The following is a 20,310-nucleotide window of genomic DNA, read 5'->3' as shown; positions in this document are numbered from 1 at the left end:
GCGTCCGCAATGCCCGCTGGTTCAGTCGTCGGACTTGCCTTCTTCAATAACGTCTTCAGCTTCTTTCTCATCGCCCGCATCTGGCTGCGGCTCGTCGTTTGCCACGGACGCTTCTGGATCGAAATCAAAGACCACGAGCAGGGGGAAGTGATCGGATCCGATGTCAGGAAGAAGCTGTAGCTCTGCTAAAAGAAAATGCTCGGAGGCGAAGGTGTGATCCAGCGGATAGCGCAGCAGACGGTTTCTGGTGTCGTAGGTATTGAGCAAGCCCCGGCCAACCCTTGGATCGAGCAAACCGCCGGTCCGTTGGAATAGATGTGTGGTATGCGACCAGGCCACGTCGTTGAAATCGCCAGCGACGATCACCGGAACGTTCCCGAGCTCCTTCACCTCTTTGGCAACCAGCATTAATTCAGCGTCACGCTTGCCCGAGTCTTCGCGTTCGTCGTCATCCTCATCCTCCTGCGCAGCGTCGCCATTTTCTGGAGGTTTGAGGCCCGGCGGACGTGGATGCACACCGTAAAGGGTCACCAGCTCCCCCGAACGTAAGCGCACCTGGGCGCGTATGGAAGGGACCTCTGACTCAATCAAAAAACGTATCTCTGGATTCACCAACTCCAGCCGGGAATATAGCAGCAGCCCGTAATTGTTCTCCTGAGGCTTCTGTAGGGTATAGGGGTAGTCGTCCTCCAACCCGTCCAGCTGTTCAAACCACCACTGGTTAGGTTCACTTAGCAGGATGACGTCTGGGTCGGTTTCGCGGATGAGTACGCGTAGCGCATCCACTTCACGATTGTCAGCGAGCACGTTGTATACCAAGAGCGATATGCGGTTGGAATCATCTTCCGTGTTGCTGGACGCCATTTCTTCCGGGTAGTAAGCCGTGTAGGGCGCTATCGAAATAATCTGCCAAACCAGCGCAAGCCCAAGCAGCGTAGCAAGCGCGTATTCCCAGGTTCGCAATCGCCAATATATACGCAGCGCCAAATAGCCTGCGAACGTGAGCCCTATCAGTACAGAAATCTGTATGCGCGGAAAGTCGAAGACGCGAATCCACCAGGCCTCGGTACGCAGCAACGGGATGGCGGTAGCGCATATCAAGGCAAACGAGAAAAGGCCGACAGCGATCCGACAGAAAAGGTGCGTCTTACTAATGGATTTTAACGACATAATGCAGGCAAAGCAGAATAGGCCCGATGGTCAAAGATGGTCGCTAAGGTTTTGATTTTCATTGTTATACCTGATAGTAATCGGAAATATTTTGCTTACTTCCGTGCAGTATAACGTTCTTGTGCGGCAGAGTTTAAGGGCAATGCTCCGTTAATTGGGCTGTTTAGGCGGCTTGCCAATGAACGCTGCCAGCTGTGCATCATAGGCACGTCTGAAGGCCGGCCGCGCTTCACCGCGGGTGATGTAGGCACAAAGGTTCGGGAACTCTCCCAGCACGTTCGAGGTTTTCAGCCTACGCAGCACTTGCACCATCATCAGGTCTCCGGCGCTGAAGGCTTCCTCCAGCCAATCGGCTTTTCCAAGCCGGCTTGATAGTTGGTGTAGTCGCACGCGAATGCCATCTTCGAGAATAGGCAGGCGCTTCTCATACCAGGTTTTGTCGTGTTCCATGTACATGGCGATTTCGCGCTGAACGATCGGCGGCTCTACTGTGCTGAGCGCGGCAAACATCCACATGATGGCGCGCGCCCGGCCATTGGGGTCTGCTGGTAGGAGGCCCACATGGTGCTCGGCAATATGCAGCACGATTGCCCCGGATTCGAACAACGCAAGATCGCCTTCTTCATAGGTCGGGATCTGTCCAAAAGGGTGGAGGGCCTGATGTGCCGGCTGCTTGGTCGCATTGAGAGAAACCTGTCTGACCTCATACGCCTGACCCACTTCTTCAAAGGCCCAGCGCACGCTCATGTCCCGCGCCAGCCCCTGGCCTCGATCGGGTGAGTGTTCAAAGACACTGATGGTGGGAATCATTGGCAAACTCCGGCTCGCTCTGCGCAGAGCAGTCGATTAAAAATATAGCAAAGGTCTGGCGCAGGTGCGTTCCTCAGACTCCTGGCGGCGTCGGGTTGGGGGGCTGTAGAATTGGCAGGGCTTTGCACCCCTTAAACAGAACCGTTCCGAACCGAGCGTCTCATGCCCGCAAAACTTACCGAAAACAGTCAGGGCATTGCCTACGGCGTCAGTGCCTACATGATGTGGGGCTGCTTTCCGCTGCTCTTTGCGTTGTTCCAGGGCGTGCCGGCCTATGAAGTGCTGGTTCACCGCATTATCTGGTCCTGCGTATTTCTAGCGCTGGTTATTACCTTGATGCGTCGCTGGGCGCCGGTCAGGGGCGCGCTGGCACATCCGAAGCGGTTGGGCAGGGTGCTCGGATGCGCGGTGTTGATCGCGCTCAACTGGGGCGTATACATCTACTCGGTTGAGACCCACCACGTGCTTCAGGCCAGCCTGGGGTACTTCCTGACGCCGCTGATCAATGTCGCGCTGGGCATGCTGATTCTGCGTGAACGCATGGCGCGCTTGCAGTGTGTCGCCGTGGTCTTGGCTGCGGCGGGCATCATGGTGCAGCTGGTGTTGCTCGGAACCATGCCCTGGATTGCTCTGATTTTGGCATTGAGTTTTGGCACCTATGGCTTGCTGCGCAAACAGATACTGCTTGATGGCTTGTCAGGGCTGTTTGTCGAAACCTTGCTGCTGTTGCCGCTGGCCTTGCTGGCCCTGGCGGCCATGGCCCAGCTGGAGCTATCAAACTTCACGCAGGATTCGCGTACGGTACTGCTGCTTATCGCCAGTGGCGTGGTGACTGCGATCCCGCTGCTAGCGTTCGCCGGGGCGGCCCGGCGTTTGCGCCTGGCCACCGTGGGCTTTCTTATGTACATCAATCCGAGCATGCAGTTTCTGATTGCGATCTTTGTCTTCAAGGAAGCAATCAACGCTGTTCAGCTCGCCAGCTTTGCACTGATCTGGCTCGCGCTGGTGCTGTATTCCTGGTCCGCCTGGCGGACCTTGCAGAATTCCAGAAGCCGCCGGGCTGCGTTATAGCGCCGCGCGGCGCCGGATAAAGTTAGCGGTTACGTCTGGCTGGGTAATCGGCAACATATGGCCGCCATCGATCAGCTCCAGCTCGGCGGTGGGTGCTACATCAGCCAGGCCCTGGCCCTGCTCAATATGGTTTAGGATGCGGTCCTGACGACCATAGAGCACAGCAACCGGTAGTGTCAGCGTCGGGTATTGCTGCTGCATCATCGGCAAGGTATCCGGCAGGGCGTTCATGTCGGCCGATGCGCTGATGAACTGGCTGGGGCGCAGCCCCAGCAGGCCGCCGCCGCGTATGGGAAAGTCCTTGGGTACGCTTTCGGGACCAAAGACAATATCCATCACCTTGTCCTTCTGCAGGATCGACATGGGTGTTGCCAGCGTCCAGGCCACCAGCTTGCGCAGCCACGGCCAGGTGATGCCCAGAGCAGCAAACGCCTTGGGTGTATCTTTCGGCATATGCGTGAGCGGCGCGACCAGCGCCAGGCCGGCGACTTTGTCCGGGTGGCGCAATGCAGTCGCCAGCGCGACGGCGCCGCCGAGGGAGTGGCCGACAATCAGTGGCTTGCCCAGATTAAGAGCGTCGATCACGCCAGCGACGACATCGGCCTGCACCGCAAGCGATGCGGATGAGCGTGGGTGGCGCTCGGAATAGCCGCTACCGGGGCGGTCGATCGCGACCACCCGGTGGTCTTTGGCCAGTTGACCGAGCACGCTATAGCTAAAGTTCTGCGACACACCGCCCAGGCCGTGAATCATCAGAATGGTCGATTCGCTATTCTGCTTTTTCCCCTGCTCAAGGTAATGAATGCGGTTACCCATCACGGTCACAAACCGGCCTTCGGCAGGCAGACCCATCTGCACGCGCATGGTGATAAACAGCGTGAACAGAAACAGCCCACCGAGAAACATGAACAGGCCAATCAAGATTGCGCTAAAGAAGTAATTCACCGTGAAATTCCTTTTAGGGCTGGAAGGGTGATCAATTGGTTTTCTGCGTAGCGATGCCGGGCAACAGACGCCAGTAGTTGACCGGCATCAAGCGCTCCAGCCACGATAATATGCGTGCATCATTACCAACAACCACTCGCGGCTTGTCACGCTCGATACCGTTGAGAATAATCTCGGCTGCTCTGGGTGGCGGCATGCGCAGCAGCTTTTCAGCCTGTTTCAGTTTGCGCGCATGCTCTGCCTCGTCAACGCCTGCCGGCGGCCGCGCGCTGGTGGCGATAGCCGTGGCGACGCCGCCCGGATGTACCACGGTGACGCCGACCGGGCCGCCTTGCAGCTCCAGGCGCAGCGCATTGGAGAATCCACGCACGGCGAACTTACTCGCGCAATAGGCGGTTTGCCCGGCTGGCGTGATCAAGCCGAACAGGCTCGACACGTTGACGATTCTCGCCGCCTGACGCTGTTTGAGCAGCGGGAGGAAGGCGCGGGTCATGCACACCACAGCGTCGAAGTTGATCGCCATCAACCAGTCAAAATCTTCTGTCTTGACCTGATCGAAGTTGCCACCCAGCGCGACGCCAGCATTGTTGATCAGCAGATCAACCTGGCCGTGCTGAGCCATGACGGCCTGGGGCAGGGCGGCGACGGAAGCGCGGTTGGCTACGTCCAGCGGATGCTCGCTCACACGCACCCCATGCACGCGCGCCTGCTCGGCCGTTTCTGTCAGCGCTGCTGCATTCACATCGGCCAGAGCCAAGTGGCAGCCGCGCTGCGCCAGAGCCATGGCCAAAGCCCGGCCTATGCCACTGCCGGCGCCGGTCAATACCGCAACGCAATCATTTACTTGCATGTTGTTATCCTTGTTATTGAAATTGCATTACGCCGTCATCGACCCGGCCGTATTGAATGGTCAGCTTGTCCTGCAGGTAATTCTGATGCACCTGCCAGGGTTTGCGGTCGCCCTGTTTTGGCAGCATGCCTTCGGCGCGTTGCACGTAGCCAGAGGTAAAGTTGAGGAAGGGCTCATCCTGCACCTCCGCACCACGGCGGGGTACCGCCACCTTGTAGCCCTTGCTGTCCATATAACGCAGCAGGCGGCAGGTATAGTTGGAGGTCAACTCAGCCTTTAATGTCCAGGAAGCGTTGGTATAACCAAAGGTCAGAATCAGGTTGGGGATATCGCTGAGCATCATGCCTTTGTAAGCGGTTTGCTCACCAAAGGCGATCGGCTTGCCGTCGACACTCACCTGCACGTCTCCAAGGGCATTCAACTTCAACCCAGTGGCGGTGATGATGATATCTGCCGGCAGTTCCTCGCCGGACGTCAGGCGAATGCCGTTGGCGGTGAAGCTTTCAATCGTATCGGTTACCACGGAAGCGCGCCCGGCACGCAGATCGTGGAACAGGTCGCCGTCCGGCACAGCGCACACACGCTGATCCCAGGGCTTGTACGCCGGGGTGAAGTGCTTCATATCCAGCTCGGGGCCAACCTGGGTCTTGACCATATGCAACAGCCGCTGGGCGAACATGTCCGGCTTGTTCCGGGCGATGCGATAGAAGAATGAACCCAGTAGCACGTTCTTCCAGCGGGTGAGGGAGTGCGCCGCTGACATCGGCAGCCACTTCTGCATCTTTTGGGCAAAGCCATCTTCCAGCGGGCGAGACACTACATAGCTGGGCGAGCGCTGCAGCATGGTCACATGCGCGGCAGTTTGGGCCAGCGCCGGCACCAGCGTTACCGCGGTCGCGCCGCTGCCGATAACCACAATCCGCTTGCCGCTGTAATCCAGATCCGTTGGCCAGAACTGCGGGTGAACAATCTGACCCTTGAAGTCGGCCTCATTAGGGAAGTCCGGGCGGTAGCCTTCGTCGTAACTGTAATACCCAGCGCAGACAGACAGCATGCGCGCCTGGGTGACTTCCTCATGCTCCTGCCCCTGCGAGTCTGTCGCCAGTGAAGTCACTGTCCAGAGTGCCTGTTCGCTCGACCAACTGGCGGACACCACTTTGCGCTGGAAGCGAATGTGGCTGGTGATGCCGGATTCTTCAGCAATGTCTTCGATGTAGCGCTTGATGTCCGCACCATCAGCGATTGCCTTGCGGTGAGTCCAGGGTTTGTAGCTGTAGCTCAGGGTGTACATGTCCGAATCCGAGCGAATGCCGAGATACTGGAACAGATCCCAGGTGCCGCCCATGGCGGCGCGGCGTTCAAGAATCTGGTAGCGCTTGTCCGGGCATTGATCGGTCAGAGCGCGGGCAGCGCCAATGCCGGAGAGGCCGGCGCCGATGATGAGAACGTCCAGGGGCGTGGGTTTGAATTGTTGTTGTGCTGTGCTCATGCTCATATCCCGACAATGGGTGGTGGTGACAATCTAAATTGTCATATAAGATTTGGCAATCCCTATTGTCAGAATTAAGTTGATGAATACGACAACCACCAAGCCGGGCATTACCCCTAGCAGCAAAGCGGCTAAAATCCCGACTGCCGCAGCGGCCACGCCCGAAAGTAAAAGGCGCTATCGTGGCTCGGCGGTTGAAGAACGCCGGGCGCAACGCCGTCAACAGCTGATTGATGCGGCCATTCAGGTCTACGGCGAGAACGGCTACCGCCACTCCGGCGTCAAGCAGGTATGTGACGCAGCAGGCCTGACCCAGCGGTATTTCTATGAGTCCTTCGGCCACAGCGATGAGCTGCTGATCGCCTGCTACGAGCAGGCCGCAAGCTGGATGCGGGAAAACAATATGGCGGCAGCCAAAGCGGCAGGGAAGGATCAGGTATTGCGCAGCCGGGCGATGTTGCGAGCCTTTTTCCAGGCCCTGAAAGAAAACCCCACCATCGGCCGATTGCTGCTGATTGAAATTCGCGGTATCAGCCCAGCGGTAGACCAGGCAATCGAAAAAGCACTCAAAGCCACCAGCGATGACATCGCCCGCGTACTCGCTCGGCCCGGCAAACATTTTGATGAGTTACTTCAGGCCGGCATCCTCGGTGGTGTCATCCACATCGCTTTGCACTGGATGGCCAATGGGTACAGCACGCCGGTGGATGTAGTCACGGATACTGCGCTCAAGCTGGGCGTGTCTTTGCTTGATGCTAACGACTAACTGACTCCTCACTGTCTGCTTGAGTGAGCACCGCTGACCGGTCGCATATCCTCCACCAGGGGACGTTCGACAGCGCAATTTTGTGCAATAACCAAGTTGGTTATTACCGCAGACTTTGGCCATTGCCCACCCTCAAGAGAATGACAATGAGCCTTTCGATGATTCTGCCAATGTCGGCATTCGCCCTAGCCGCATCCATTTCACCAGGCCCGGTGAACCTCGTGTGCCTGAGCAGTGGTACCCGCTATCGCCTTTCCCAGGGTTTGATCTTTGTCAGCGGCGCCACCCTGGGCTTTATCGCGCTGTTTATCGCTATCGGCCTGGGGCTATATTCGGCAATGACTGTTATCCCAGGCTTGCAGGCGCTACTGCGATGGACCGGTGTCGCTTTTCTAGTCTATTTAAGTTATCGACTGGCAGTAGATGATGGCCGGCTGACAGAAGGGAATACCCACAAAGCACCTGGCTTTATGACCGGTGCGGTGATGCAGTGGCTCAACCCAAAGGCGTGGCTTGCGTCGGCGTCGGGCATAGGCGCTTACACCAGCGGAAACGACCTGCAGCAGGTCCTGATCTTCGCGTCGCTTTATATGCCTATCTGTTGGTTGTCACTGGCCAGTTGGGTGTATGCCGGCGCTTTTCTTCGCCGGTATGTACAGCGTCCACAAGTTCACAAGGCAATCAACCGGATACTATCAGCGTTATTATTGGCCAGTTGTGTGTACCTAGTGCTTGAGTGAAGCTTGTTGATACTGCCTCGGTGTGGCCGCTACCAAGCGTTTAAAGGTGCGCTGGAAGTGCGGTTGATCGGTAAAGCCGGCATTCAATGCGGCCTCGGCGATGGGCTTGCCAACTTTGAGTTCAAGTTGACCAAGCTGGATGCGGCGGTTGATCAGGTAAGCATGCGGGGTGAGCCCGAAATGTTGCTTGAAAGCACGAATGAGGTGCCCGGGGCTGTAACCTGAGCGCTCGCATAATGCGTCCAAGGAAATCTCCTCGGCGGCGTTGCCATCCAGATAGGCAGCCAACTCCTGCAGAATGCCAGGTGCCTTGGTAAATGACAGGGCTGGCTGTCCAGCCAAGTTGAGCATCAAGGCGGAGAGGTATTCGACCACTTCCGATTGCTTTTCGAGCAGACTGCTTTGTGGGTCCAGCAAACAGGAAACCATCCGGAGGTACCCGCTATACCAACCTGCATTTGAGATCACGGCGGTCGAGATATCTTGCCATTGGACCTCATCCAGCAATTCCGCCTCATACCGCAGTCGGCTCAGCCAATCAGCATCGACGTATAGCATCAAGTAAGCCCAAGGCTGGTCATCGATAGGATTGCAAGCGTGCACCCAGCCTGGGTTCATAAGCACCAGGGTCCCGGCATTGATCTGATACTGATCTTCGCGATAGGTGAACGTACTCTCACCCTCAGTGATTGCACCCAGAGACCAGTGGGTATGGCTGTGAAGCGCATAACAAACTTTGCGCCCGTCCACCACTTTGCGCAGTTCCAGGTGCGGCATACGCGGGTCACGCCAGAAGATGGGGCTGCTTGGTTGTGTCATGTATGCTTCCGCCGAGAGGTATAACCTGATGTGGGCTTCTTGTCGCGATACCGCTAATTATATAAAGGTCTTCTCCGTATGGCCTGATATTCGGCGTCTTTAGCGGAGCGTTCCATGTGCTCAATTGGAGCCGAGTTAAATGCTAATGGGCACTCACCTTAGAGTAGACATTGATCACCACCACGCCAGTAATAATCAATGCCATGCCAATGATGCTGGGCAAATCCAGCTTCTGGTTAAATATTAGCCAGCCGGCCAGCGAGATCAAGACGATTCCCAAGCCCGCCCAGATGGCATAGGCAATACCAATCGGGATGGTCCTTATGGTCAGCGACAGGCAATAGAAAGCGATCGCGTACTCCAGAACGACGAGAAGGCTCGGCCAGAATTTTGTAAAGCCGGCGCTGGCTTTCAGGCTTGAAGTTGCAATCACTTCAGCAAAAATAGCAACGCCAAGAAACAGCCAATTTTTCATTTCCAAGCCCTCCAACAAAACGGGAAGCCGAATTTTACTTGAAGAACTAGCGGTGGTCCGTTTCGGTTATTTTTCTTCTCTTAAAGTGCGTGCTATTTCATCCATTTGATCACGTGAAGGTACAGGCAAATTATCGAAACCGAATCTGACTTCACCATCCTTGATATAAGCCATTTTTCTGAATACAACATCCATCGGATGGTTCTGTGGAAAGACGTTGAAGTGGGCATGGGGAACACCATATCCATGCACCCCCATGCCCATGCGTCCTGGCTGATACTCGCTCATGATCTTTTTGCTCAGGTCGAAGCCGACGCTCATAACATGCATGGCTATATCCTTGGGCAGGTCAGTAAAGTGATCAATATGCTCCTTGGGGAAAACCAGCGCTGATTCTGGGTATGGCGCATGAAGAGGCACGATGGCCAGAACCAGATCATCCTCATAAATGACACTTGCTTCGAGATTGCCTTGGATAATCTCGCAAAAAGGGCACTCAGCCATAGGTAGACCTCGGTTACACGGGGCAGTCAGGTACTACTGCATTGAATGAAAGCCGATCAGATTGCCTTCGGTATCCTTGGCCAGTGCGCAGAAGCCGTGTTCTCCAATGGCTGTTTTTTCCTGGGCTACACTGCCCCCAGACGCTGCAGCCCGGGCAGCCTGCACGCCGCAGTCATCGCAGCCAAAATACACCAGCGTGCCACCGCCGCCTGGAGTGAAACCTTCCATCTTGACCAGCATGCCGCCTGCGCCGTAGCTGTTCATCCCCGTCTCTTTGTCCATAGGGAAGAACCACATATCCATCTCGACCTCAGGTGTCGGGTTGGGCATTTGCTCAAGCCTGGTATCAAGCATTGCCTCATAAAACGCCTTTGCGCGTGTCATGTCTTGTACGTAAATCTCGAAATGAACTACAGGATTGCTTTTCATCAGACGTCTCCTGTGGGAAGCGGGTGGTGTTGTCCACCATTTACTGTAGACGCGAGGGAGCAAAGCGGCGAGATCGGATAACGCATTGTTCGATAAGCTTCGCGCGGGTCCTGTTAGATAAACCTATAGGTTGTCACTGGTCGGTTCCAAGCTCATTCTGCTCTCGGGCGAGTAGCCATCCGAGGGCAATCAAACCAAAGCCACCGATCAATAAGAAGGCGTAATCGTAGGCGGGCAGATGTACGGGTATGTCACGCACGTGGTGCAGTTGAAGCAGGTGGTGATTAATTACCCCCTCCACGAGATTGAACGTGCCCCAGCCGATGATAAGCAGCCCGATAAACCAACGCCCGGGTGGGAAGTGTGCGCCTTGGCGCGCTGCGCGATAAAGAAGCAATACACCCGCCAGGGTGAACATGAAGACCGCAGCGTGAAACCAACCATCCGCCCGCATGTTGAGCATCATCGTGTCCATGGTGGTTGGCGGTACCTTAGCTGAAAGCATATTGTGCCACTGCGCAATCTGGTGCAGGGCTATCCCGTCAACGAAACCGCCCAGTCCTACCCCAAGCAATATCCCAGCAGTCCGCGTCTGCTTTGAATGGTGAGTCATAACACCACTCCGAGAGTGGGCAGCCGAATGATCATCCAAGCCAGCATAGATCACACGTCTCGGTCGAGGGTTTTGAAATGTCGGGTTCGACAGCAGGAATAGATGTCTATTCTTTCCATACTCAAGGAACAGCCGCACATCCTTGCCATATTCGGCCGTTTACAAAGGCGTTGTTGCGACCGGATTAGCGCGGCCTATCGTGCCTATAAATAAATACCATGTATGGACGTTAGGTTGTTTTTTAACCGCAGCCAGTTGCGCAACCCCCTTTGATTGCTGCGTTTGCAGCGCAAACGAGAATTCAAGACCCGCTAATCGGCTGGGCGTAGGGCTTTTGTCGAGTCCGCATCTCGGTGCTAACTTCAATGTAGCGGCGCCTGACCGCAACAATGACAATCATATGAGGAACAGAACATGAGCGCTGAATCTGGAGAAAATGCAGGTGGTGGATGCCCGTTTGGTCACGACGCCGGTAAACCCCGCAAACGCCCCGGAAACCGCGATTGGTGGCCGGAAGCACTTAGCCTGACGTCACTCAACCAACACTCACCCCGCTCCAACCCGTACGGCGGCGATTTTAATTACGCGGCCGAGTTCGAGTCACTCGATCTGGACGCAGTCATCGCCGATCTGCATGCCCTGATGACCGATTCGCAAGACTGGTGGCCGGCGGATTTTGGTCACTACGGCGGGCTGTTCATCCGGTTGGCCTGGCACAGCGCCGGTACCTATCGCATCACCGACGGCCGAGGTGGCGCTGGCGGCGGTCAGCAGCGCTTTGCACCACTCAACAGCTGGCCGGACAACGCCTCCCTGGACAAGGCTCGGCGCCTGCTATGGCCAATCAAACAGAAGTACGGCCGCAAGCTTTCCTGGGCTGACCTGTTCGTACTGGTCGGCAACGTCGCATTGGAATCCATGGGCCTGAAAACCTTCGGTTTCGCTGGCGGCCGTGCCGACACCTGGGAGCCGGAAGAATTGTTTTGGGGCCCGGAAGGCACCTGGCTGGGTGATGAGCGCTACAGCGGCGAGCGGCAATTGCACCCCGGTCTGGGCGCCGTGCAGATGGGCCTTATCTACGTCAACCCTGAGGGTCCGAACGGCGAGCCTGATCCCAAAGCCTCGGCCAAAGACATCCGTGAGACCTTCGCCCGCATGGCGATGAACGATTATGAAACGGTTGCGCTGATCGCCGGCGGTCACACCTTCGGCAAGACGCACGGCGCGGGTGATCCGTCATTCATAGGGGCGGAGCCGGAAGCGGCCGTTATCGAAGATCAGGGCCTGGGCTGGCGCAGCAAGTTCCAGAGCGGTATAGGTGCCGACGCTATTACCTCGGGCCTGGAAGTCATCTGGAGCCAGACGCCGACAAAATGGTCCAACTTCTTTTTTGAGAACCTGTTCAACTTTGAATGGGAACTGACCAAGAGCCCAGCCGGCGCTTTTCAGTGGGAAGCCAAGGACGTGGGAGAGATCATTCCTGACCCGTTCGACCCGAACAAGAAGCGCAAGCCGACCATGCTCACCTCTGACCTGGCGCTGCGCTTCGACCCAGTCTACGAGCCAATTTCGCGCCACTTCCTGGAAAACCCGGAGGAATTCGCTGATGCCTTTGCTCGGGCGTGGTTCAAACTCACCCATCGCGACATGGGCCCCACCGGCCGCTACCTGGGGCCGCTCGTGCCCAAGGAAAAGCTCATCTGGCAGGATCCGATCCCCGAGTGCGACCACCCGGTGATTGACGATGCAGACATCTCCGCGCTCAAGCAGCAGATACTGGACATGGGCTTTTCCGTGCCTGAACTGGTGTCAGTGGCCTGGTCTTCCGCGTCTACCTTTCGCGGCTCGGACAAGCGTGGCGGTGCCAATGGCGCGCGCATCCGCTTTGCGCCGCAGAAGGATTGGGATATCAACAATCCGGCCTTGCTGGCGCGCGTGCTGGAAAAGCTGACTGACATACAGCAGCAGTTCAACGGCTCGGCCACCGGTGGCAAAAAGCTCTCCATGGCAGACCTGATCGTGCTGGCTGGCTGCGCCGCTATCGAGAAGGCTGCGCAGGATGGCGGGGTCACTATCGAGGTGCCGTTCACGCCAGGGCGGATGGATGCGGAGGAGGAATGGACCGATCCGCAGTCGTTTGAAGCGCTGCGTCCGGTCGCAGACGGTTTCCGCAACTACTACCACGAGTCGCATTTCATGGCGCCGGAGGAAGCACTCGTCGACAAGGCGCACCTGCTACGCCTCAGCGCGCCGGAAATGACCGTGCTGGTGGGTGGCATGCGCGTGCTGGGCACCAACGCTGATGGCAGCCAGGATGGCGTCTTCACCAACCGCGTGGGTACGCTCTCGAACGACTTCTTCATCAACCTGCTGAACATGCAGAATGAATGGGTCGCGACCGAGCACAAGAATCGCTTCCAGGGCCTGGACCGCAAAACCCGTCAACCGACCTGGACCGCTACCCGCGTGGACCTGATCTTTGGCGCGCAATCGGAGTTACGTGGGCAGGCTGAGGTCTACGGCATGGCCGATGGTAACGAGAAATTCGTGAAGGACTTCGTGAAGGCCTGGGACAAGGTGATGAACGCCGACAGAATGGACATCGGCAAACCGGAGGATAATTTCAGTCAGAAACTCTCGGCATAAGGTTCGCGGCGGCGCCCTTTGGGCGCCGCCGACGCTGAGCTTTACTCCAACTCTGGGTCAGCCTCGCCGGGCCGTGCTTGCAGTTGCATGCCGAGCAGGAACTTGCGCAGGATCTGGTCTTTGCATTCCCGATAATTGTTGGCGCCGGGTTTGCGGAAAAAAGCACTTAACTCATGCTTGCCTAGACGGAAGTCGGCCAGCTCCAACAGGTGCAAAACGCCCTCAGCCTGTAAATTAAGAGCGATCTTCAGTTTTTGCAGCACCATATTATTGTTGAGACGTTCTTCCCGTGGCGGCTGCGCGCCATCACGCTTGCCACGCTTGAAGTTAATAAAGCCGTTCAGAAAAGCGACCATTTCAACGTCTTTCATCTTCAGAAAGCCATCGTCGTCCTCTCGCTTCAACCAGCCAGCGACCTGTTCTGCGGTCACCTCGGTATCGGCAAGGGCAAGTATGTCGATCACAGTGCTGTCTTTCAGATCAAAGGTATAGCGTACGCGGCGTAAAATATCGTTGTTGGTCAAGGTGCAATTCCTGGTTTCAGATAAGCCAAACGTCTTCAAAATCTAACGGGGTATGGGTTTTACTTATCTGTAAAAAGCTTCAACCGTGCCCTTCAGTGTGATCAGCAGTGGCTGGCCGCGGCGATCCAGTGCTTTAGGGGAGGGGGTCTTTATCCAACCTTCGCTAATGCAATATTCCTCGACGTTGGTGCGCTCCTTGCCGTTGAGCATGATGCCTACATCATTCTCGAAAATCGCTTCTACGTAATGTGGGCTACGGGGATTGCTCGAGAGTCGATCCGGTAGAGGAGGTAGCGATTTGGTATCGGTCATGCGGTGGCCCTGAGTTGGAAATAAAGGCGACCATCTTAGACAGTAAAGAAACTGCACTCAAGAACGGCCGCAAGGTTTTCAGCGCCCGCAATAACGCTGGGCAGCGTTTTGCTGGCGACACCCTAATGCCCAGGCATTTTGCGCTACAATGCGCGCATCTAGCCAAATCGGGTGCTCTATGAAAGTGTGTGGTGTTGAAATCAACAGTAATGATGTGAATGTATGTTTGTTGTCGCTGACAGACGAGATTTTTGAGCTGCCTGATTTTCGCTCCCGGCGGCTGACGCTGACAGACATCAACAGCACCCGCGAGCTGCGCTATTTCCAGCAGACCTTTGCCAAGCTGATGCAGGATTACCAGGTGGACAGGGTGGTTATCCGCCAGCGACCAATGAAGGGTAAATTTGCCGGCGGCGCGGTTGGTTTCAAGCTGGAAGCGGCCATTGAACTGATCAGCGATCTGGACGTTTTCATCATGTCCACGACTGACATCAAGGAATCATTGAAGCGCAACCCGATCCAGATTGACTATGCCGAGACGGACCTCAAGGTTTATCAGGAGGTTGCGTTTAATACGGCCTATGCTTATTTGATGAAAGATAAATACGCCGCCAAGGACGCATAAGCTTTAGCAGTGCGGTTGCGAGGTGCTAGCTGACGTAGCCGCGCTAGCTCGGCGGGGCTCAAAAGCTGCCGCGTGTTGTGTCAGGTGCTTTCCAGGGACTTTTGCCAAAACAAGGCCTTACCCAACGTAGGGTCAAGTTCATACCCGGCGAAACCGTATTTCAAATAGGCTTGTTGGGCCGCGATATTACCCTCTAAAACTTCAAGTGTGATTTTACAACACCCTTTTTCCCTAGCGATGCGTTCTACCTCAGCCAGCATAAGCTGGCTAATCCCATAACCACGAAACGTATCCAACACGACGATATCATGGATATTTATCAAGGGCTTGCATGAGAAAGTGGAGAAACCATAGAAGCAGTTGATGAGCCCTGCTGGTTCTTTCCCGACATAGCTAATTAAACTGAACGCATAAGAGAGCTTGGCTAATTGAGCAACGAGGTTCTCTTTTGTATACGAAGAAAGCGATTCACCACCCCCCATGGGGTCTTCAGCATACGCATTCAATAAAGTAACAATATCAGTCCCATGCTGCTTGTTCAGATAGTCAGCGACGACTACTTCAATGTTCATTGTTCCTCCCAATCAGCGTCTTAACGAACTAATGGCATCCAGCACAGGCGTGTTGCCGTTGGTCAACTCGATGATCTCGCAGTTAATCTCAGGCGAATCAATTAATGCGGCCAGCGTCGCAGCCACATTGCCTCGCGCCACCTTGCCGTACGGGATTGCCCGGCTGGCGTTCACTAAACCGTTGCCATCCTCGCTGACCAGTGTGCCTGGTCGAAGAATCACCCATTCCAGGTCGGAGGCCGCCAAGGCATTGTCGGCCTCTCTCTTCATCTTCATGTAGTGCTCAAAGCCCTCTTTTGGAGGTTGATCTCGCAGTGCGTCCAGAAAAACCGAGACAAGATAAAAACGGGATATTCCGTTGGCTTTGGCCGCCTCTATCGCTTTGATCGGCCCGTTTCCATCAATAGCAGTGGTTCGATCCGCTCCGCTGCCGGCTGCGCCTGCAGAGAAGACAATGACATCATGGCCCTTTGAGGCCTTGGCGAGTTCATCTGCGGTCATGTCCATGATGTCACCATGGCAAGGCTGAACTCCCGACGCACGCAGGCTGTGTGCCTGTTCGGGCTTGCGGTGCAGGCCCGTTACGGTGTGGCCTGCCGCAATGAGCATTGGGCCGAGCCTGGAACCTACGCCTCCAGTGGCACCAATAATGAATATGTGACTCATTTTTCCTCCAGAGATTTGTTGAGTTAGTCGATAGAATGCAGCTTGTGAAGCTAACGCGAAGCTAAGCCGCTGGCCCCGAAGCGCCAGCGGAGGTGCCGGTAGGCTTGAGCGCATTGTTGGACGCAAGCGCCTGAATGCAAGCTTCCCGCAGCGCCCACGCATCATCAAAGGATAGGCCGCTTTGTTTGGCCCAGGATGCAACGGCTTGATGGTGCAACGTTTTCTTCTTCTCCGTAAGTCGTTTGGGGCATATGACATGCTCTGACAGCAAGGCGCTGAAAGGGGACGTGCTTCCTGAACTTAAACCAGTAAAGTCGTACCGTTGTTTCGCGAGTCGCAAATAGCAGTGAGCTTCTGGAATAGAATCGAAGCCTGCACGGTTCAGCGTAACACCAACGCCCGGGGTATTTTGCTCCGACATCGCATAGAGCCCGACGACCAGTTCGACATTCGAATTTCCACATTCATGTGCTACTGCAGCAAGTAGGCGGTGCTTGAAACTACATGTTCCTCGCCTCTCCTTGAGAATCGCTAAAAAATCCTCGCAGTTCGAAGGGCGACCGTAGGGCAACTGACTTACATGCTTAGCCAGAGCAAGAAAGCGATCGAAACCACGCCGTCTGACCTCTTCGACAAGAGGTCCGTGCTTACTCAGCTCAAAATCAAGCTCTGAAGACACGTATTCTCCTTAAGGCGTCCAACGCTGAGCCTTGACGCAGCGAAGCGGGGGAAGTCCAGCGCGTAGCTGATTGACTTGTTAGATTTATAAATTTTTAAGCACTGCTCTGAGCCTTTGGACAAGAAGGATCTCTTTTATCCTCAGGTATTTCTGAAAAACAAATCATGTTTGGAAGGCCGGACATAGTGAACTAGCCCCGGTTTTCCAAATGATCAGTCATTAGAACGCCTAACGCCAGCAGGCACCACGGAATCAATCGATTGGCGACCCGGGGATGTTTTTCAGAAGCTCGGCATTTGTGGGGTACTTCTCAAGCAGCTCAACCAGCTTTTTTGTGCCCTCTAGCGGTTTGAGACCGCTAAGCGCCCGGCGCAATGCTCTTATTTTGTCCAAATCTGTCGGATCTAACAGCAGCTCTTCACGGCGTGTACTGCTTTTCGAAATGTCCAGCGCGGGGAAGATTCGCTGATTCGCAACGTCCCTTGATAAAACCAGCTCCATGTTCCCCGTGCCCTTGAATTCCTCAAATATAACCTGGTCCATACGGCTGCCGGTATCAACCAAAACGGTTGCCAGAATGGTAAGCGAGCCGCCATTCTCAAGGTTTCGTGCAGAGCCAAACAACCTTCGCGGGATCTCCATCGCTCGAGCATCAACCCCGCCAGACATAGTACGACCGCTGCTCTTTCGCTCCGCATTGTGCACACGCGCAAGCCTCGTCAGAGAATCAATCACAATCATGACGTTGTGACCCTCGCCAGCTTGTTGGCGGGCAATATCAAGAAGCTCATCGGCAACGCGAGCGTGATGAGCATAGCTTTCATCCGAAGAAGAAGCGTGTACCTCAGCCGGGACGCTACGCTTGAAATCAGTGACCTCTTCGGGTCGCTCATCTATCAATAACGCGTAAAGTTTAATGTCGGGATACGCCTTTCCCACCGCCTGGCAAATATCTTTTAAAATCGTCGACTTTCCAGACCCCGGCGGTGCAACTATCAAACCTCGCTGCCCCATTCCAATCGGCGTGATCAAATCCATCGCGCGCACCGTGAGTTTTTCTGAACCTGACTCCAAGCGAATCCCCGGCGTTGGATTGATAGCCACACCGTTTAAAAAACGTTTTTGTGGATCAGCCTCAAACACAGCTTCGGCTTCCTCAGCCACTGGTTTAGCGTCTTGATTTGGGTTCCGGGTTAAGCCTAATGTCTTTCTCGTCATAGCTGTCTGATAGCTCTTGTTTGATAGATATTTTTCGAAATGGGCTGATAACACAAAAAAGCCCTAACAGATTGCTGAAGACCATTTTCGACAAAGCCAGCCCAAGGCAAAAAAGACCAGTGTGCACAAAATAGGTCTGTCCCGGTTTTTACATCCTGCATAAACGCATGTTGCCAGAAGGGCATCTGCTTTAAGGCATAACATTTATATAGTGTTCATACCGACCAATATGTCGTGATCGTTTTGTCTTTTTGAAATTTAACTCAAGCGTGCCTGGAAGTCCCGTCATCCAAAGCTCCTAGCCCAAAACTCTATTTACAACCTCCTGACAAAACGATCACTGCGCCTCATATCTCCGAAAACCGCTCAGCCTTCAATTCATTGAAATCCAATACTAAACCCCGGTTCCTCTCCCATCCCAACCTGTACGCTTTATGGATCGTTTTCGCGCGCATATGCGCGCCAAACACCTGGCTTATCGCACGGAAAAGACCTATTGCCTCAGGGTGCTTGATTTTATTCGCTTCCATGGGCGGCGCCATCCGGAGGCGATGGGTGCGGAGGAGGTCGATGCCTGGTTGAGCTATCTAGCCAATGAGCGCAACGTGGCGATCAATACCCAGAAAACAGCGCTGAACGCGGTGGCTTACCTTTACCGGCAGTTCCTTGACCGCGACTTTTAGTTAAGTCCGCTGGACAGAGGGTGAATGGTTTGGTCGTTTTTTTGAAGACGCTACCGACCCACCTGTGCACGTTGTTTTCGCGCAGGGTGTAGCCGTTTGGAATTATTTGATGCAAGAGGGATGTCCGGCGTCCATGCCTAGGAGGAGGGGTGCTGACTGTCATCCTTGCTTTGGACTGATATTGCCGCAGTTTCGCGGTGTTGCTAAGGGGTGTTCAGGCAGGGATTGGTGTTACGGGTAGGGTGCTGGCCGAGGTAAGCTCGGCCATTCCCAGGAGACGGTGAGAATATTAGATCTGTTCAGCCCAAAGATCATATTCATCAGCGTCGGTGACTCTGACGGTGATCATGTCGCCGGGCTGCAGATCCTGTTCGGTGTCTATATAGACGTTGCCGTCGATTTCCGGGGCGTCGGCCATTGAGCGGCCGATGGGGCCGTCTTCGTCTACTTCGTCGATCACTACCTGAATCACGCTGCCGATCTTCTGCTGCAGGCGCGCGCTGCTGATCACTTGCTGATGAGCCATAAAGCGTTCCCAGCGTTCTTCCTTGATCTCTTCGGGTACCGAGTCGGCTAGCAGATTGGCGGGGGCGCCTTCGACGGCGGAGTATTTGAAGCAGCCGACACGGTCGAGCTGGGCTTCGGTCAGCCAGTCGAGCAGGTACTGAAAGTCTTCTTCGGTTTCGCCGGGGAAGCCGACAATAAAGGTTGAGCGGATGGTCAGCTCGGGGCAGATCTCGCGCCATTTCTTGATGCGCGCCAGGGTCTTGTCTTCAAATGCGGGGCGTTTCATCGCCTTGAGCACTTTCGGGCTGGCGTGCTGGAAGGGGATATCCAGGTACGGCAGGATCTTGCCTTGGGCCATCAGCGGAATCAGCTCGTCCACGTGTGGGTAGGGGTAAACGTAGTGCAGGCGTACCCAGATGCCCAGTTCGCTGAGCGCTTCGCACATTTCGGTCATGCGTGATTTGACCGGGCGGCCATTCCAGAAGCCGGTGCGGTATTTGATGTCCACGCCGTAGGCGCTGGTGTCCTGGGAGATAACCAGCAGTTCCTTCACGCCGGCCTTGGCCAGGCGTTCGGCTTCACCCAGCACATCGCCAATCGGTCGGCTGACCAGTTTGCCGCGCATGCTGGGGATGATGCAGAAGCTGCAGCTGTGGTTACAGCCTTCAGATATTTTCAGGTAAGCGTAGTGACGGGGCGTGAGCTTGATGCCCTGCGGTGGTACCAGATCGATCAAGGGATTGTGATCAGCGCGGGGCGGTACGACTTCGTGCACAGCGTTGACCACTTGCTCGTACTGCTGCGGGCCGGTCACGGCCATCACGCTGGGGTGCACGTTGCGGATCACGCTCTCATCCACACCCATGCAACCGGTGACGATCACCCGGCCGTTAGCGGCGATAGCTTCGCCAATCGCATCGAGGGATTCAGCCTTGGCAGTGTCGATAAAGCCGCAGGTATTGACCACAACCACATCGGCGTCCTCATAGGAGCCAACAACGTCATAGCCTTCCATACGCAGCTGGGTGAGGATGCGTTCCGAATCAACTAACGCCTTGGGGCAGCCGAGTGATACGAACCCGACTTTGGGGTTGGTCGATGCGGAAGTAGACATATTGCTCCTCAGGGGCGCGCGGCCGTGGCCACATAATAAAGACGGCGTATTCTAGCGGCGAGGTCGCCGACTGACCAGCACAG

23 protein-coding genes are annotated in these 20,310 nt (G+C 55.4%); 6 read left to right on the top strand and 17 right to left on the bottom strand.

What is annotated here, in order from left to right:
• Positions 1 to 21 precede the first annotated feature (21 nt).
• Together EAO82_RS13520 and EAO82_RS13515 are read right to left on the bottom strand one after the other, a co-directional pair.
• Positions 22 to 1,170 (bottom strand): endonuclease/exonuclease/phosphatase family protein, encoded by a 1,149-nt coding sequence (locus tag EAO82_RS13520; RefSeq protein WP_096347758.1) that lies wholly within the window; start codon positions 1,168 to 1,170, stop codon positions 22 to 24.
• Positions 1,171 to 1,320: 150 nt separating this feature from the next.
• On the bottom strand, positions 1,321 to 1,980 hold the full coding sequence (locus EAO82_RS13515) for a glutathione S-transferase family protein (RefSeq protein WP_096347759.1): 660 nt from the start codon (positions 1,978 to 1,980) through the stop codon (positions 1,321 to 1,323).
• Positions 1,981 to 2,142: 162 nt separating this feature from the next.
• Here EAO82_RS13515 and rarD point away from each other — a divergent pair, with 162 nt between their 5' ends.
• Positions 2,143 to 3,051: an EamA family transporter RarD gene (gene rarD, locus EAO82_RS13510; protein ID WP_096347760.1), complete on the top strand. Its 909-nt coding sequence runs from the start codon at positions 2,143 to 2,145 to the stop codon at positions 3,049 to 3,051.
• Here the strand turns inward: rarD and EAO82_RS13505 are convergent.
• From EAO82_RS13505 to EAO82_RS13495, 3 genes are read right to left on the bottom strand one after another with little or no spacing between them, the layout of a single operon-like run.
• Positions 3,046 to 3,996 (bottom strand): alpha/beta fold hydrolase, encoded by a 951-nt coding sequence (locus EAO82_RS13505; RefSeq protein ID WP_218838663.1) that lies wholly within the window; start codon positions 3,994 to 3,996, stop codon positions 3,046 to 3,048. The two genes, rarD and EAO82_RS13505, sit on opposite strands and share 6 nt — an antisense overlap.
• Positions 3,997 to 4,027: 31 nt before the next feature.
• Complete coding sequence (locus EAO82_RS13500) at positions 4,028 to 4,846, bottom strand: SDR family NAD(P)-dependent oxidoreductase (protein ID WP_096347761.1); 819 nt, start codon at positions 4,844 to 4,846, stop codon at positions 4,028 to 4,030.
• 13 nt (positions 4,847 to 4,859) lie between these two features.
• Complete coding sequence (locus EAO82_RS13495; protein ID WP_096347762.1) at positions 4,860 to 6,335, bottom strand: flavin-containing monooxygenase; 1,476 nt, start codon at positions 6,333 to 6,335, stop codon at positions 4,860 to 4,862.
• Between the two features lie 82 nt (positions 6,336 to 6,417).
• Here EAO82_RS13495 and EAO82_RS13490 point away from each other — a divergent pair, with 82 nt between their 5' ends.
• Both EAO82_RS13490 and EAO82_RS13485 read left to right on the top strand, forming a co-directional pair.
• Positions 6,418 to 7,101, top strand: coding sequence for a TetR/AcrR family transcriptional regulator (locus EAO82_RS13490; protein ID WP_096347763.1), 684 nt, complete (start codon positions 6,418 to 6,420; stop codon positions 7,099 to 7,101).
• Between the two features lie 146 nt (positions 7,102 to 7,247).
• Entirely contained in the window at positions 7,248 to 7,841 is a 594-nt protein-coding gene (locus EAO82_RS13485; RefSeq protein ID WP_096347764.1) for a LysE family translocator, read from the top strand.
• On the opposite strand, the gene EAO82_RS13480 is transcribed toward EAO82_RS13485, so the two are convergent.
• From EAO82_RS13480 to EAO82_RS13460, 5 genes are all read right to left on the bottom strand, one after another.
• A complete protein-coding gene (locus tag EAO82_RS13480; RefSeq protein ID WP_096347765.1) occupies positions 7,827 to 8,660 on the bottom strand; it encodes an AraC family transcriptional regulator in 834 nt (277 codons plus the stop codon). The two genes, EAO82_RS13485 and EAO82_RS13480, sit on opposite strands and share 15 nt — an antisense overlap.
• Positions 8,661 to 8,802: 142 nt before the next feature.
• Positions 8,803 to 9,135: an SMR family transporter gene (locus EAO82_RS13475; protein ID WP_096347766.1), complete on the bottom strand. Its 333-nt coding sequence runs from the start codon at positions 9,133 to 9,135 to the stop codon at positions 8,803 to 8,805.
• Between the two features lie 66 nt (positions 9,136 to 9,201).
• The gene (locus tag EAO82_RS13470) at positions 9,202 to 9,639 is read right to left on the bottom strand and encodes an HIT family protein (protein WP_096347767.1); all 438 of its coding nucleotides are present in this window, start codon (positions 9,637 to 9,639) and stop codon (positions 9,202 to 9,204) included.
• A gap of 33 nt (positions 9,640 to 9,672) precedes the next feature.
• Positions 9,673 to 10,068 (bottom strand): VOC family protein, encoded by a 396-nt coding sequence (locus EAO82_RS13465; protein ID WP_096347768.1) that lies wholly within the window; start codon positions 10,066 to 10,068, stop codon positions 9,673 to 9,675.
• 133 nt (positions 10,069 to 10,201) lie between these two features.
• A complete protein-coding gene (locus EAO82_RS13460; RefSeq protein ID WP_096347769.1) occupies positions 10,202 to 10,681 on the bottom strand; it encodes a DUF2243 domain-containing protein in 480 nt (159 codons plus the stop codon).
• A gap of 414 nt (positions 10,682 to 11,095) precedes the next feature.
• Between EAO82_RS13460 and katG the strand changes: the two genes are divergently transcribed.
• Positions 11,096 to 13,327: a catalase/peroxidase HPI gene (gene katG, locus EAO82_RS13455; protein ID WP_096347770.1), complete on the top strand. Its 2,232-nt coding sequence runs from the start codon at positions 11,096 to 11,098 to the stop codon at positions 13,325 to 13,327.
• A 41-nt stretch (positions 13,328 to 13,368) separates the two neighbouring features.
• Here the strand turns inward: katG and EAO82_RS13450 are convergent, their stop codons facing one another.
• Complete coding sequence (locus tag EAO82_RS13450; RefSeq protein ID WP_096346389.1) at positions 13,369 to 13,851, bottom strand: DUF1456 family protein; 483 nt, start codon at positions 13,849 to 13,851, stop codon at positions 13,369 to 13,371.
• A 63-nt stretch (positions 13,852 to 13,914) separates the two neighbouring features.
• A complete protein-coding gene (locus EAO82_RS13445) occupies positions 13,915 to 14,163 on the bottom strand; it encodes a DUF3297 family protein (RefSeq protein ID WP_096346390.1) in 249 nt (82 codons plus the stop codon).
• A 148-nt stretch (positions 14,164 to 14,311) separates the two neighbouring features.
• On the opposite strand from EAO82_RS13445, the gene EAO82_RS13440 reads away from it, so the two are divergent.
• Positions 14,312 to 14,788 carry a DUF3010 family protein gene (locus EAO82_RS13440; protein ID WP_218838598.1) on the top strand — a complete coding sequence of 159 codons (477 nt, stop codon included), beginning with the start codon at positions 14,312 to 14,314 and terminating at the stop codon, positions 14,786 to 14,788.
• Positions 14,789 to 14,868: 80 nt separating this feature from the next.
• On the opposite strand, the gene EAO82_RS13435 is transcribed toward EAO82_RS13440, so the two are convergent.
• The 4 genes from EAO82_RS13435 to rho all read right to left on the bottom strand — a co-directional run bounded on the left by EAO82_RS13435 (position 14,869) and on the right by rho (position 17,977).
• Positions 14,869 to 15,360, bottom strand: coding sequence for a GNAT family N-acetyltransferase (locus EAO82_RS13435; protein WP_096346392.1), 492 nt, complete (start codon positions 15,358 to 15,360; stop codon positions 14,869 to 14,871).
• A 12-nt stretch (positions 15,361 to 15,372) separates the two neighbouring features.
• Positions 15,373 to 16,026, bottom strand: a complete 654-nt coding sequence (locus EAO82_RS13430) for an SDR family oxidoreductase (protein WP_096346393.1) — start codon at positions 16,024 to 16,026, stop codon at positions 15,373 to 15,375.
• A gap of 61 nt (positions 16,027 to 16,087) precedes the next feature.
• Positions 16,088 to 16,705, bottom strand: coding sequence for a hypothetical protein (locus EAO82_RS13425; protein ID WP_096346394.1), 618 nt, complete (start codon positions 16,703 to 16,705; stop codon positions 16,088 to 16,090).
• A gap of 252 nt (positions 16,706 to 16,957) precedes the next feature.
• Positions 16,958 to 17,977, bottom strand: a complete 1,020-nt coding sequence (gene rho / locus EAO82_RS13420) for a transcription termination factor Rho (protein ID WP_218838599.1) — start codon at positions 17,975 to 17,977, stop codon at positions 16,958 to 16,960.
• Positions 17,978 to 18,357: 380 nt separating this feature from the next.
• Here rho and EAO82_RS13415 point away from each other — a divergent pair, with 380 nt between their 5' ends.
• Positions 18,358 to 18,606 (top strand): site-specific integrase, encoded by a 249-nt coding sequence (locus EAO82_RS13415; protein WP_096346396.1) that lies wholly within the window; start codon positions 18,358 to 18,360, stop codon positions 18,604 to 18,606.
• 289 nt (positions 18,607 to 18,895) lie between these two features.
• Here the strand turns inward: EAO82_RS13415 and rimO are convergent, their stop codons facing one another.
• Complete coding sequence (gene rimO, locus EAO82_RS13410) at positions 18,896 to 20,227, bottom strand: 30S ribosomal protein S12 methylthiotransferase RimO (RefSeq protein WP_096346397.1); 1,332 nt, start codon at positions 20,225 to 20,227, stop codon at positions 18,896 to 18,898.
• Positions 20,228 to 20,310: the final 83 nt, after the last annotated feature.

Source organism: Halopseudomonas pelagia (assembly GCF_009497895.1).
Classification (GTDB): Bacteria; Pseudomonadota; Gammaproteobacteria; order Pseudomonadales; family Pseudomonadaceae; genus Halopseudomonas; species Halopseudomonas pelagia_A.
This window is presented reverse-complemented; position numbering and strand designations above follow the sequence as displayed.